This window comes from Citrobacter sp. Ce129 (assembly GCF_030334545.1).
GTDB lineage: Bacteria > Pseudomonadota > Gammaproteobacteria > Enterobacterales > Enterobacteriaceae > Citrobacter > Citrobacter europaeus.
This window is the reverse complement of the sequence record NZ_JAOWDS010000073.1, coordinates 364,566-377,930: the sequence shown is the minus strand read 5'-3', so window position 1 is coordinate 377,930 and position 13,365 is coordinate 364,566. Positions and strand designations below refer to the sequence as shown.

The following is a 13,365-nucleotide window of genomic DNA, read 5'->3' as shown; positions in this document are numbered from 1 at the left end:
GGGACACAAAGACCATGACCTTAAAAGAATTGTTCGTAGGTTTCGGCACCCAGGTACGCAGTATCTGGATGATCGGCCTGCATGCGTTCGCGAAACGCGAAACGCAGATGTACCCGGAAGAGCCGGTCTATCTACCGCCCCGTTTTCGTGGTCGTATCGTTCTGACCCGCGATCCGGACGGTGAAGAGCGCTGCGTTGCCTGTAACCTGTGTGCGGTAGCGTGTCCGGTAGGCTGTATCTCTTTGCAAAAAGCAGAGACCAAAGATGGCCGCTGGTATCCGGAGTTTTTCCGCATTAACTTCTCACGCTGCATTTTCTGCGGCCTGTGCGAAGAAGCCTGTCCGACAACGGCTATTCAGCTGACTCCAGATTTCGAGCTGGGTGAGTACAAGCGCCAGGACCTGGTTTACGAGAAAGAGGATCTGCTGATCTCCGGTCCGGGCAAATACCCGGAATATAACTTCTACCGGATGGCAGGTATGGCAATCGACGGCAAAGATAAGGGCGAAGCAGAGAACGAAGCCAAGCCTATCGACGTCAAGAGCCTGTTACCGTAAGGAGAGGGGCAATGGAGTTCGCTTTTTATATCTGTGGCCTGATAGCCATTCTCGCAACCTTGCGGGTGATCACCCACACCAATCCGGTACACGCGTTGCTGTATCTGATTATTTCGCTGTTGGCGATTTCCGGGGTGTTCTTCTCGTTAGGCGCTTACTTCGCCGGTGCGCTGGAAATTATCGTCTACGCGGGCGCCATCATGGTGCTGTTCGTGTTCGTGGTAATGATGCTCAACCTCGGTGGTTCTGAAATTGAACAGGAACGCCAGTGGCTGAAACCGCAGGTGTGGATTGGTCCGGCGATTCTGTCGGCCATCATGCTGGTGGTCATTGTGTACGCCATTCTGGGCGTTAACGATCAGGGCATTGACGGTACGCCAATCAGCGCGAAAGCAGTCGGTATTTCCCTGTTTGGTCCGTATGTACTGGCGGTCGAACTGGCTTCGATGCTGCTGCTGGCGGGTCTGGTTGTGGCCTTCCACGTTGGACGCGAAGAGCGTTCAGGTGAAGTGCTGAGCAACCGCGCCGATGACCGCGCGAAAAGAAAAACGGAGGAGCACGCATGATCCCCTTACAACATGGACTGATCCTCGCGGCTGTCTTATTCGTACTGGGTTTAACCGGTCTGGTTATCCGCCGCAATCTGCTGTTTATGCTGATCGGGCTGGAAATCATGATTAACGCCTCCGCGCTGGCCTTTGTGGTCGCCGGAAGCTACTGGGGCCAGACCGATGGTCAGGTGATGTATATTCTCGCCATCAGCCTTGCGGCTGCGGAAGCGAGCATTGGACTTGCGCTGTTGCTGCAACTTCATCGCCGTCGCCAGAACCTGAACATCGATTCAGTAAGTGAGATGCGTGGATGAACATGCTTGCCTTAACCATTATTCTGCCATTTATTGGCTTTGTATTACTGGCGTTCTCTCGCGGTCGTTGGTCAGAAAATCTGTCCGCTACCGTGGGCGTCGGGTCGATTGGCCTGGCGGCGCTGGTGACGGCGTTTGTTGGCGTTGACTTCTTTGCCAATGGCCAACAGGCCTACAGCCAGCCGCTGTGGACGTGGATGTCCGTTGGTGACTTCAACATCGGTTTTAACCTGGTGCTGGACGGCCTGTCGCTGACCATGCTCAGCGTGGTGACCGGCGTCGGTTTCCTGATCCACATGTTCGCCTCCTGGTATATGCGCGGTGAAGAGGGATACTCTCGTTTCTTCGCCTACACCAACCTGTTTATCGCCAGCATGGTAGTTCTGGTACTGGCGGACAACCTGCTGCTGATGTACCTCGGCTGGGAAGGCGTGGGCCTGTGCTCCTATCTGCTGATCGGTTTCTATTACACCGATCCGAAGAATGGCGCTGCGGCAATGAAAGCCTTCGTGGTAACCCGTGTCGGTGACGTGTTCCTCGCCTTCGCGCTGTTCATCCTCTATAACGAGCTGGGCACGCTGAATTTCCGCGAAATGGTCGAACTGGCGCCTGCGCACTTCGAAGCGGGTAACAACATGCTGATGTGGGCAACCCTGATGCTGCTGGGCGGTGCGGTGGGTAAATCCGCGCAGTTGCCGTTGCAGACCTGGCTTGCTGACGCGATGGCCGGCCCGACGCCTGTCTCCGCGCTGATCCACGCCGCAACGATGGTTACCGCCGGTGTCTACCTGATTGCACGTACGCACGGCCTGTTCCTGATGACCCCGGAAATTCTGCATCTGGTGGGTATTATCGGTGCTATCACGCTTGTGCTGGCGGGTTTCGCCGCGCTGGTACAGACCGACATTAAGCGCGTTCTTGCGTACTCCACCATGAGCCAGATTGGTTATATGTTCCTGGCGCTGGGTGTTCAGGCGTGGGATGCGGCGATTTTCCACCTGATGACGCACGCCTTCTTTAAAGCGCTGCTGTTCCTGGCATCCGGCTCGGTTATCCTGGCTTGTCACCACGAACAGAACATCTTCAAGATGGGCGGCCTGCGTAAGTCTATTCCGCTGGTGTATCTCTGCTTCCTGATTGGTGGCGCGGCGCTGTCGGCTCTGCCGCTGATTACCGCAGGCTTCTTCAGTAAGGATGAGATTCTGGCCGGTGCTATGGCGAACGGTCATATCAATCTGATGGTTGCAGGTCTGGTCGGTGCGTTCATGACCTCTCTGTATACCTTCCGTATGATTTTCATCGTGTTCCACGGTAAAGAACAAATTCACGCTCACGCAGGGAAGGGGATTACCCATCATCTGCCGCTGATTGTGCTGATGATCCTGTCCACCTTCGTTGGCGCGCTGATTGTGCCACCGCTGCAGGGGGTACTGCCTGCGACGACCGAGCTTGAACATGGTCGCGTCATGACGCTGGAAATTACCTCCGGTATCGTAGCGATTGCGGGCATCCTGATCGCAGCATGGCTGTGGCTGGGCAAACGCACGCTGGTGACATCGATTGCCAACAGTGCGCCAGGTCGTCTGCTGGGGACCTGGTGGTATAACGCCTGGGGCTTCGACTGGCTGTACGACAAAGTGTTCGTCAAGCCGTTCCTGGGCGTTGCCTGGTTGCTGAAACGCGATCCGCTTAACTCAATGATGAACATTCCGGCCATCCTTTCCCGCTTTGCAGGTAAAGGCCTGCTGTTAAGCGAGAACGGTTATCTGCGCTGGTATGTGGCCTCAATGAGCATCGGCGCTGTCGTTGTGCTGGCACTGTTGATGGTACTGCGTTGAGTTTGTTGGCTGGATGAACGATTGCCGGATGGCGCTTCGCTTATCCGGCCTACAAACCCAAAGAGAATTTTTAAAATTCGTTGAAAATCAGGTCCAAAAGGACAGGCGTTATCGGCGAAGTCAGAGTGGACACCGCCTGCGCACAGCAACCGGAGCGTACTGAAGTACGTAAGGGTTGCGAGCACAGCCGGGGTTCGCTATGACGAGTGAGATAGCCTGAACGGGACTTAAACAAGGAACAAAGATCACCATGTTATTACCTTGGTTGATATTAATCCCTTTCATCGGTGGCTTCCTGTGCTGGCAGACCGAACGCTTTGGCGTGAAGGTGCCGCGTTGGATAGCGCTGATTACCATGGGACTGACGCTGGCGCTAGGCCTGCAACTGTGGTTGCAGGGCGGCTATTCACTGACGCAATCCGCGGGTATTCCGCAGTGGCAGTCTGAGTTTGTCCTGCCGTGGATCCCACGTTTTGGCATCTCTATCCATTTAGCCATCGACGGCTTGTCGCTGCTAATGGTAGTCCTGACCGGTCTGCTCGGTGTTCTGGCGGTCCTTTGCTCCTGGAATGAAATCGAAAAATACCAGGGCTTCTTCCACCTGAACCTGATGTGGATCTTAGGCGGCGTAATCGGCGTATTCCTTGCCATCGACATGTTCCTGTTCTTCTTCTTCTGGGAAATGATGCTGGTGCCGATGTACTTCCTGATAGCACTTTGGGGGCATAAAGCCTCTGACGGTAAAACGCGTATCACGGCGGCAACCAAGTTCTTCATTTATACCCAGGCCAGTGGTCTGGTGATGTTGATTGCCATCCTGGCGCTGGTGTTTGTGCACTACAAAGCGACCGGCGTGTGGACCTTCAACTATGAAGAGCTGCTGAATACCCCGATGTCCCACGGCGTGGAATACCTGCTGATGCTGGGCTTCTTCATCGCCTTCGCGGTGAAAATGCCGGTGGTTCCGCTGCACGGCTGGTTGCCGGATGCGCACTCTCAGGCACCGACCGCAGGTTCCGTTGACCTGGCGGGGATTTTGCTGAAAACCGCAGCCTACGGTCTGCTGCGCTTCTCCCTGCCGCTGTTCCCGAACGCGTCGGCGGAGTTTGCGTCTATCGCAATGTGGCTTGGCGTAATCGGCATCTTCTACGGCGCGTGGATGGCCTTTAATCAGTACGATATCAAACGTCTGATTGCTTACACCTCCGTATCGCACATGGGCTTCGTACTGATTGCTATCTACACCGGCAGCCAGCTGGCTTACCAGGGTGCGGTTATTCAGATGATCGCGCACGGTCTGTCCGCAGCCGGTCTGTTCATCCTGTGTGGTCAGCTGTACGAACGTCTGCACACGCGTGATATGCGTATGATGGGCGGCCTGTGGGGCAAAATGAAATGGTTGCCTGCGCTGTCAATGTTCTTCGCAGTGTGTACGCTGGGTATGCCGGGTACAGGTAACTTCGTTGGCGAATTTATGATTCTGTTCGGCAGCTACCAGGTGGTTCCGGTCATTACCGTGATCTCGACCTTTGGTCTGGTGTTTGCCTCTGTTTACTCGCTGGCGATGCTGCATCGCGCTTACTTTGGTAAGGCGAAGAGCCAGATTGCCAGTGTTGAACTGCCAGGGATGTCGCTGCGTGAGCTGTTTATCATCCTGTTGCTGGTTGTGCTTCTGGTACTGCTTGGCTTCTATCCGCAGCCGATTCTGGATACCTCGCATTCTGCGATGAGCAACATCCAGCAGTGGTTTGTTAATTCCGTTACTACTACAAGGCCGTAAATCGCCATGACAATAACTCCACAACACCTGATTGCGCTGCTACCGCTGCTGATCGTCGGCTTGACGGTGGTGGTTGTGATGCTCTCCATTGCGTGGCGACGCAATCACTTCCTCAATGCCACGCTGTCGGTCATTGGGCTTAACGCCGCGTTGGTTTCGCTCTGGTTTGTTGGCCAGGCGGGCGCCATGGACGTCACCCCGCTGATGCGGGTTGACGGTTTCGCTATGCTCTACACCGGGCTGGTGCTGCTGGCGAGTCTTGCCACCTGTACCTTCGCTTACCCGTGGCTGGAAGGCTACGACGACAACCGGGAAGAGTTCTATCTGCTGGTGCTGATTGCCGCGCTCGGCGGTATTCTGCTGGCTAACGCTAACCATCTGGCGGCGCTGTTCCTTGGTATTGAGCTTATCTCTCTGCCGCTGTTTGGTCTGGTTGGCTATGCGTTCCGTCAGAAACGTTCGCTTGAAGCCAGTATCAAATACACCATTCTGTCTGCCGCAGCGTCTTCTTTCCTGCTGTTCGGTATGGCGCTGGTGTACGCGCAGTCTGGCAACCTGTCATTTGTCGCGCTCGGTAAGAGCCTTGGCGATGGCATGCTGCACGAACCGCTGCTGCTGGCGGGCTTCGGTCTGATGATTGTTGGCCTCGGCTTTAAACTCTCGCTGGTTCCATTCCACCTGTGGACGCCAGACGTATACCAGGGCGCTCCGGCTCCGGTTTCCACCTTCCTGGCGACGGCGAGCAAAATCGCTATCTTCGGCGTGGTGATGCGTCTGTTCCTGTACGCACCGGTAGGTGATAGCGAAGCGGTACGTATCGTGCTGGGCGTGATCGCCTTTGCTTCCATCATCTTTGGTAACCTGATGGCGCTGAGCCAGACCAACATCAAGCGTCTGCTTGGTTACTCTTCTATCTCTCACCTCGGTTACCTGCTGGTGGCGCTGATTGCCCTGCAGAGCGGCGAAATGTCGATGGAAGCGGTTGGCGTTTATCTGGCCGGTTACCTGTTCAGCAGCCTCGGCGCGTTCGGTGTGGTCAGCCTGATGTCCAGCCCGTACCGCGGTCCGGATGCAGACTCTCTGTTCTCCTACCGTGGTCTGTTCTGGCATCGTCCGATCCTCGCGGCGGTGATGACGGTGATGATGCTGTCTCTGGCGGGTATTCCGATGACGCTGGGCTTTATCGGTAAGTTCTACGTACTGGCTGTCGGTGTGCAGGCTAACCTGTGGTGGCTGGTTGCCGCTGTGGTGGTAGGTTCTGCGATTGGTTTGTACTACTACCTGCGCGTTGCCGTAAGCTTGTACCTGAGCGCACCGCAGCAGTTGAACCGCGATGCGCCGTCCAACTGGCAGTACAGCGCGGGCGGTATCGTGGTGCTGATTTCAGCTCTGCTGGTACTGGTGCTGGGTATCTACCCGCAACCGCTGATCAGCATTGTGCAGTTAGCGACTCCGCTGATGTAATCGAAATGCAGAAACGAAAAAACCCGCCAAGGCGGGTTTTTTTATACGTGCAATACGGTCAGTTCAATAGCTGCCTGCTCACCAGCGGACCGCTGATGCCTTTCGCTGTGCGATCCATCACTTCCTGGATCACCGAAGAAAGCTCATTGACTTCGAATTTGGCCACGTAGCCATCCGCTTTTACTCGGCGAACGTGATCTTCGTTGGCGCTACCGGAAAGTGAAGAGTGGATAACGACCGGGATTTTCTTCAGGCGTTCGTCGGTTTTTATCTTACGGGTAAGCGTAAAACCGTCCATCTCCGGCATTTCCAGATCGGTGAGCACCAGGGCTATTTTCTCGCTGATTGGCTTACCTTCCGCTTCAGCTTCCTCAGATAACTGCTGGATCTTCTCCCACGCATCCTGGCCCGTCACATGCATCAGGTGCGGGATCTCCATGGCGGTAAGCCCTTTTTCCAGCATCGCGCGGGCCACTTTGGAATCATCTGCCACAATCGCCACCGCACCCGGCGTAATGTTGAATTTATTGGTTTTCAGGTTCGTTGCGCGCAGGTCATGGTTCGACGGTACAATGTCGTACAGAATCTGTTCGACGTCGAGCACCAGCGCCAGGTTATTGGTCTCTTTGTTATCGTCCAGACAGGCGATACTGGTAATATAGCGACCATTGACGGCTTTCTCAGCGGTATGCACCTGTTGCCAGTCCAGACGCATAATGTTTTCCACTGATTCCACCGCAAATGCCTGGACGCTGCGGGCATACTCCGTGATCAACAGGATGTTAAGCCCGGTCTCTGGCTTACAGCCCGCGACGGCGGGCAGGTCAATCACAGGGATCACCTGATCGCGAATGTTAACCATACCCAGCAGCGGGGCCTTCATACCTGCCGGACGCGTAAAGGTCGGCATCGGTACGATTTCACGCAGCTTGAATACGTTGATGCCAAACAGCTCTGATTTCTGCTCCTCAACAGATTTGCCAAGGCGAAACAGCAGCAGTTCAAAACGGTTAGACAGGGTTAGGTTTGTCCTGTCATCAATATCTTTCTGGAAATTGTTCATCCTGTCCTCAGTGTGAAAGCCAGCCTTTCCACTGTTATCGGCACTGAGGCGGAAAAATGGAGCATTAAACGGTGAAAATGGCGAAATCGTGAGCCAGTTCCGTGTCTGGAAATATTGCTTTGCACTCTTCGAGTAACCGCTGACAGCCTTTTTCATCGTAGCGTGAGCTAACGTGGGTCATGATCAGGCGTCCCACTCCGGCCTCAAGCGCCAGCTTTGCGGCTTGTCGGGTCGAGCTGTGCCCGCGGCTGTTGGCTTTTTCCTCCATTGAGGAGTCCAGCGTGGTTTCATGCACCATTACATCCACACCTCGTGCCAGTTCAATGGCGGACGCGCAGGGGCCTGTGTCGCCGAAAATAGCCACAGATTTTCCCCTGGTGGCCGGAGCGAGAAATTCGGCGCCGTTAATCGCGCGACCATCTTCCAGTACGATGGTTTTCCCGGCTTTCAAATCCTGAAACCACGGGCCCGATTTAACGCCTGCGGCCTTTAGGGCGCTGGCGTCGAGCGCCCCTGGCTTGTCGTGCTCTTCAATACGAAAACCGTAGCACTCCAGCGGGTGCGCCAGCGGGTACGCCGTTACTTTACGCAGGCCGTCATCGACAATCTCACCTGCAGTGATTTCTACAATATCCAGCGGATAATCGGTCCACGAGCCGCTTAAGCGCAAAGCGGTTTCGGTAAACTCTCGCAACCCCTTCGGGCCGTATAGCGTCAGCGGCTGGACATTGCCGGCCATCGAACGACTGCACAGCAGCCCCGGTAAACCAAACAGGTGATCGCCGTGCAGATGACTGATAAAAATACGATCGAGTTTTCCTGGGTTAAACGGCGTGGTCAGCAACTGATGCTGCGTTCCTTCACCACAATCAAAAAGCCACAGCCCCGCCTGAGTCGGGTGTTGCAGATTCAGTAAAATTGCCGTTACATTGCGGGAGCGCGTGGGGACACCCGCAGACGTGCCTAAAAATAGTAATTCCATCTTCGCGTTACACTTTTCGCCATCAACAAGGCAGGGTGTTCAGGTTATCACAACAAAGGGGCAGACAATGATCCACTGGCAAGATCTCCACCATGCAAAGCTCAATACCCAGCAGCTGTACGCCATTCTTCAGCTTCGCTGTGCGGTGTTTGTTGTTGAACAACAGTGTCCGTATCAGGATGTGGATGGTGATGACCTGGTTGGGGAAAACCGGCACATTCTGGGCTGGCATAACGATGAGCTGGTGGCGTATGCGAGGATTCTGAAAAGCGATGACGAGCTGGAGCCGGTGGTCATTGGCCGGGTGATTGTAAGCGAAGCGCTGCGTGGTGAAAAACTGGGGCAGCAACTGATGACCCAAACGCTGGCATCCTGTACCCAGCACTGGCCGCATAAGGCGCTGTATCTGGGGGCGCAGGCCCATCTGCAATCGTTCTATGCGCGCTTTGGTTTTGTTCCGGTCACGGATATCTATGACGAAGACGGTATTCCGCACATCGGCATGGCGCGAGAAGCGCATCAGGCATAAACAGGCGCAAACACGCCTGATTGTCTATAGTTAGCGGGTACGTCAATAGAAAGGGAGAATAAAATGTCTTTTCATTCTTATGAATCACGCATCGATGATGATCTGGAATTGTTGAGTGAAACGCTGGAGGAGGTGCTGCGTTCTTCCGGCGATCCAGCCGATCAAAAATACCTTGAGTTAAAAGCGCGGGCAGAGCGGGCGTTAGAAGAGGTGAGAAATCGCGTCAGCCACGCCTCTGACAGCTACTATTACCGCGCGAAAAAAGCTGTTTGCCGGGCCGATGACTATGTGCATGAAAAACCCTGGCGCGGAATTGGCGTTGGTGCCACGGTCGGTTTAGTGATGGGATTATTGTTAGCACGGCGATAAATTCCATTCCGTCAGCGCATTTGTACGTACTCCCTAACTGGGGGTACTGCTTTTTCTGCTCAGTACCCCGTATAATGTGAGGTTTTTAACAGGGAGAGGTCCGCGTGCATTCAATCACTACTGCGCTGGAAAGTCTGATGCGTCATTTGTCGCAAGAGATACCGGCAGCACCTGGAATTCGTATTTACGATATACCTTTCCCACTGAATGATGCGTTTGATGCTTTAGGATGGCTGGCCAGTCAACCCGTCTGGCCCCAGTTTTACTGGCAGCAGCGTAACGGCGACGAAGAAGCCGCCGTTCTGGGCGCTGTCGCCGCATTTTCCTCGCTGGAATCAGCTCAGCACTTTTTACGCCAGCATGATAATCATCCCGACCTGCGTATCTGGGGCCTGAATGCCTTTGAGCCCCAGCGCGGTAATTTGTTATTGCCACGGCTGGAATGGCGACGTTGCGCCGGGGCGGCGAGCTTACGCTTACATCTCTATAGCGACGTGTCGCTGCGTGAAGACGCCGCGCAGGCGATGGCGTTAATTTCATCGCTCGCCAACGTAAAGCCGCTACCCGCATTGCGCCTGCATTTGACGGGAGAACAGAACTGGCCGGATAAAGCAGGCTGGACAGATCTGATAAAACTCGCCACGCAAACAATCAATGCGGAAGCGCTTGAGAAGGTGGTGCTGGCGCGGGCGACCGACTTACAGTTTTCTCAGTCGGTTAATGCCGCGGCCGTGATGGCCTCCAGCCGTCGCTTGAACCTGAACTGCTACCATTTCTTTATGGCATTCTCTGCAGAGTGCGCGTTTCTTGGCTCTTCCCCTGAACGTCTGTATCGACGACGTGACACGGCGCTGCGCACCGAGGCGCTGGCCGGAACCGTTGCTAATCATCCTGAGGATCATCGGGCATGGCAGTTGGGTGAATGGCTAATGAAAGATGATAAAAACCAGCGCGAGAATATGCTGGTGGTCGAAGATATTTGCCAGCGTTTGCAGGGCTGTACGCAAACGCTTGACGTGCTGCCGCCGCAGGTGCTCAGACTGCGTAAAGTGCAGCACCTGCGTCGCTGTATCTGGACGGAACTGAATCAGGCCGACGATACGCTTTGCCTGATGCAGCTTCAGCCTACGGCGGCAGTGGCAGGTATTCCGCGTGAGCTGGCGCGTGAATTTATCCAACATAATGAACCCTTTGAACGCGAATGGTATGCCGGTTCTGCGGGTTACCTTTCTCTGCGCCAAAGCGAGTTTTGCGTGTCATTACGTTCGGCGAAAATTAGCGCAAACGTGGTGCGCCTGTATGCCGGGGCAGGGATCGTTCGCGGTTCAGATCCTGAGCAGGAATGGCAAGAAATAGACAATAAAGCGGCAGGACTGCGCACTTTATTACAGATGGAAGGGTAATGAGTTGTATATTACCGACTCATATCAAAAATCCATTTATTCGATTCTTTATACTGTGTCGCAATATTGATACCGGACAATCTCATGTCAGTAAGCGCATTTAACCGACGCTGGGCGGCGGTCATTCTGGAAGCACTCACTCGCCACGGCGTCAGGCATGTCTGCATTGCCCCTGGCTCTCGTTCTACACCGTTGACGCTGGCGGCAGCGGAAAACCCGGCTTTTATCCACCATACTCATTTTGATGAGCGCGGTCTTGGGCATCTGGCTTTAGGTCTGGCAAAAGTCAGCCGGCAGCCTGTCGCCGTGATTGTGACGTCCGGTACGGCGGTGGCGAATTTGTATCCCGCGTTGATCGAAGCGGGCCTGACCGGTGAAAAACTGATTTTACTTACCGCTGACCGACCGCCTGAACTTATCGACTGCGGCGCTAACCAGGCGATTCGTCAGGCCGGAATGTTTGCCTCGCATCCATCGCAAACGCTCTCCTTACCGCGCCCGACCCAGGACATCCCGGCGAGCTGGCTGGTGTCCACCATTGATAACGCCTTAGCTGCGCTGCATAGCGGGGCGGTTCATATTAATTGTCCGTTTGCGGAACCGCTGTATGGCGATATGGACGAAACGGGGATTGCCTGGCAGCAGCGCCTTGGCGACTGGTGGCAGGACGATAAACCCTGGCTGCGTGAAGCGCGTCGGCTGGAAAGCGACAAACAGCGTGACTGGTTTTTCTGGCGACAAAAACGCGGCGTCGTGATTGCAGGTCGCATGAGTGCCGAAGAGGGCAAGAAGGTTGCGCAATGGGCGCAGATTCTAGGCTGGCCGTTGATTGGCGATGTTCTGTCGCAAACCGGACAGCCGTTGCCGTGCGCCGACCTGTGGCTCGGGAATGCGAAAGCGGTAACTGAATTACAGCAGGCGCAGATTGTGGTGCAGCTTGGCAGTAGCCTGACTGGAAAACGACTCCTGCAATGGCAGGCCAGCTGTGATCCGCAGGAATACTGGATTGTCGATAATCTCGAAGGCCGCCTCGATCCGGCTCATCATCGTGGGCGCAGGTTGGTAGCAAAGGTTGGCGACTGGCTGGAGTTGCATCCGGCGGAGAAACGTCAGCCCTGGTGCGTAGAAATCCCACGCCTGGCGCAGCTGGCCTGGCAGGCGGTAGAAGCCCGCCGCGACGCGTTTGGTGAAGCGCAATTAGCCCACCGTATCCGCGAATACCTGCCGGAGCAGGGACAACTGTTCGTGGGCAACAGCCTGGTGGTGCGTCTGATTGATGCGCTGTCACAGCTTCCGGCGGGTTTCCCGGTCTATAGCAACCGCGGCGCGAGCGGTATCGACGGTCTGTTGTCAACGGCTGCAGGCGTACAGCGCGCCAGCGCAAAATCGACGCTGGCTATCGTCGGCGATTTATCTGCGTTGTATGACCTCAATGCCCTGGCGTTATTGCGCCAGGTATCCGCGCCGTTTGTCCTGATAGTGGTCAACAATAACGGCGGGCAGATCTTCTCCCTGCTGCCGACGCCGGCAAGCGAACGCGAACGGTTCTACCTGATGCCGCAGAACGTGCATTTTGAGCATGCTGCCGCCATGTTTGACCTTAAATACCAGCGTCCGGAAAACTGGGAGCAACTGGAGAGCGCGTTGAATAACGCCTGGCGTACTCCGGCGGCAACGGTGATTGAGCTGGTGGTAAATGAAACTGACGGGGCGCAAACCCTGCAGCAACTGCTGGCGCAGGTAAGCCATCTATGATCCTGCACGCGCAGGCAAACGAGGGCCAGCCAGGATTTCCCTGGCTGGTTTTCCTGCACGGTTTTTCCGGCGATTATCGCGAATGGCAGACGGTTGGCGAAGCGTTTCAGAATTATTCGCGGCTGTACATCGACCTGCCAGGACACGGCGGGTCCGCTGACATTAGCGTGAGCGGATTCGATGACGTAAACGCTTTGCTGCATAATACTCTTCTTAGTTACAACATACTTAACTACTGGCTGGTAGGATACTCTCTTGGCGGCAGAGTCGCGATGATGGCAGCCTGTCAGGAGATGCCGGGACTGTGTGGTCTGGTGGTTGAAGGTGGACATCCTGGCTTGCAAAGCGAGGAGGCGCGTGTGCAGCGTCGTCTCTCGGACGGTCGCTGGGCCGCGCGTTTTCGCGCTGAGCCGCTGCGCGAGGTGTTTAATGACTGGTACCAACAACCAGTTTTTTTCTCGCTGAATGCGGCGCAAAGAGAGGCGCTGGTCGCTCTGCGTAGCCAGAATAATGGGCATACGCTGGCGGCAATGCTTGAGGCAACCTCGCTTGCCGTACAACCTGATTTACGTGCGCAACTCCATACGCGCACATTTCCGTTTTATTATTTATGTGGTGAACGTGACGATAAATTCCGCGCTTTAGCGGCGGAAATATCAGTACCAAACCATGTGATTCGTAATGCCGGACACAACGCGCATCGGGATAATCCCGCTGGCGTGGTGGACTGTCTGGCTCAGATTCTGCGTCGCTGACTATA

Annotated in this window: 13 protein-coding genes; 11 read left to right on the top strand and 2 right to left on the bottom strand. The window is 55.2% G+C overall.

Going from position 1 to position 13,365, the window contains the following annotated elements; all coding sequences use genetic code 11:
* Positions 1–14: 14 nt before the first annotated feature.
* From nuoI to nuoN, 6 genes are all read left to right on the top strand, one after another.
* On the top strand, positions 15–557 hold the full coding sequence (gene nuoI, locus OGV77_RS21400; RefSeq protein WP_003028062.1) for an NADH-quinone oxidoreductase subunit NuoI: 543 nt from the start codon (positions 15–17) through the stop codon (positions 555–557).
* 11 nt (positions 558–568) lie between these two features.
* Positions 569–1,123, top strand: coding sequence for an NADH-quinone oxidoreductase subunit J (nuoJ, locus tag OGV77_RS21395; RefSeq protein ID WP_043017048.1), 555 nt, complete (start codon positions 569–571; stop codon positions 1,121–1,123).
* Entirely contained in the window at positions 1,120–1,422 is a 303-nt protein-coding gene (gene nuoK, locus OGV77_RS21390; protein ID WP_006683663.1) for an NADH-quinone oxidoreductase subunit NuoK, read from the top strand. Before nuoJ ends, nuoK begins: the two co-directional genes overlap by 4 nt.
* On the top strand, positions 1,419–3,260 hold the full coding sequence (gene nuoL / locus OGV77_RS21385) for an NADH-quinone oxidoreductase subunit L (RefSeq protein ID WP_043017047.1): 1,842 nt from the start codon (positions 1,419–1,421) through the stop codon (positions 3,258–3,260). The genes nuoK and nuoL overlap by 4 nt, the downstream gene beginning before the upstream one ends.
* Positions 3,261–3,510: 250 nt before the next feature.
* Positions 3,511–5,040, top strand: coding sequence for an NADH-quinone oxidoreductase subunit M (gene nuoM / locus OGV77_RS21380; RefSeq protein ID WP_286502974.1), 1,530 nt, complete (start codon positions 3,511–3,513; stop codon positions 5,038–5,040).
* Positions 5,041–5,046: 6 nt separating this feature from the next.
* Positions 5,047–6,504: an NADH-quinone oxidoreductase subunit NuoN gene (gene nuoN / locus OGV77_RS21375; protein ID WP_003027689.1), complete on the top strand. Its 1,458-nt coding sequence runs from the start codon at positions 5,047–5,049 to the stop codon at positions 6,502–6,504.
* A gap of 58 nt (positions 6,505–6,562) precedes the next feature.
* On the opposite strand, the gene OGV77_RS21370 is transcribed toward nuoN, so the two are convergent.
* Complete coding sequence (locus OGV77_RS21370; protein ID WP_043017046.1) at positions 6,563–7,567, bottom strand: chemotaxis protein; 1,005 nt, start codon at positions 7,565–7,567, stop codon at positions 6,563–6,565.
* 64 nt (positions 7,568–7,631) lie between these two features.
* Positions 7,632–8,549 (bottom strand): ribonuclease BN, encoded by a 918-nt coding sequence (gene rbn / locus OGV77_RS21365; protein ID WP_043017045.1) that lies wholly within the window; start codon positions 8,547–8,549, stop codon positions 7,632–7,634.
* Positions 8,550–8,616: 67 nt separating this feature from the next.
* Between rbn and OGV77_RS21360 the strand changes: the two genes are divergently transcribed.
* The 5 genes from OGV77_RS21360 (at position 8,617) to menH (ending at position 13,360) form a co-directional block, all read left to right on the top strand.
* Positions 8,617–9,078: a GNAT family N-acetyltransferase gene (locus tag OGV77_RS21360; RefSeq protein ID WP_043017044.1), complete on the top strand. Its 462-nt coding sequence runs from the start codon at positions 8,617–8,619 to the stop codon at positions 9,076–9,078.
* A 63-nt stretch (positions 9,079–9,141) separates the two neighbouring features.
* Positions 9,142–9,447 carry a stress response protein ElaB gene (gene elaB, locus OGV77_RS21355; protein WP_003027683.1) on the top strand — a complete coding sequence of 102 codons (306 nt, stop codon included), beginning with the start codon at positions 9,142–9,144 and terminating at the stop codon, positions 9,445–9,447.
* Between the two features lie 104 nt (positions 9,448–9,551).
* The gene (gene menF / locus OGV77_RS21350) at positions 9,552–10,850 is read left to right on the top strand and encodes an isochorismate synthase MenF (RefSeq protein WP_075145882.1); all 1,299 of its coding nucleotides are present in this window, start codon (positions 9,552–9,554) and stop codon (positions 10,848–10,850) included.
* Between the two features lie 84 nt (positions 10,851–10,934).
* Positions 10,935–12,605 carry a 2-succinyl-5-enolpyruvyl-6-hydroxy-3-cyclohexene-1-carboxylic-acid synthase gene (gene menD / locus OGV77_RS21345; protein ID WP_087051297.1) on the top strand — a complete coding sequence of 557 codons (1,671 nt, stop codon included), beginning with the start codon at positions 10,935–10,937 and terminating at the stop codon, positions 12,603–12,605.
* On the top strand, positions 12,602–13,360 hold the full coding sequence (menH, locus tag OGV77_RS21340) for a 2-succinyl-6-hydroxy-2,4-cyclohexadiene-1-carboxylate synthase (RefSeq protein WP_087051298.1): 759 nt from the start codon (positions 12,602–12,604) through the stop codon (positions 13,358–13,360). Before menD ends, menH begins: the two co-directional genes overlap by 4 nt.
* Positions 13,361–13,365 lie beyond the last annotated feature (5 nt).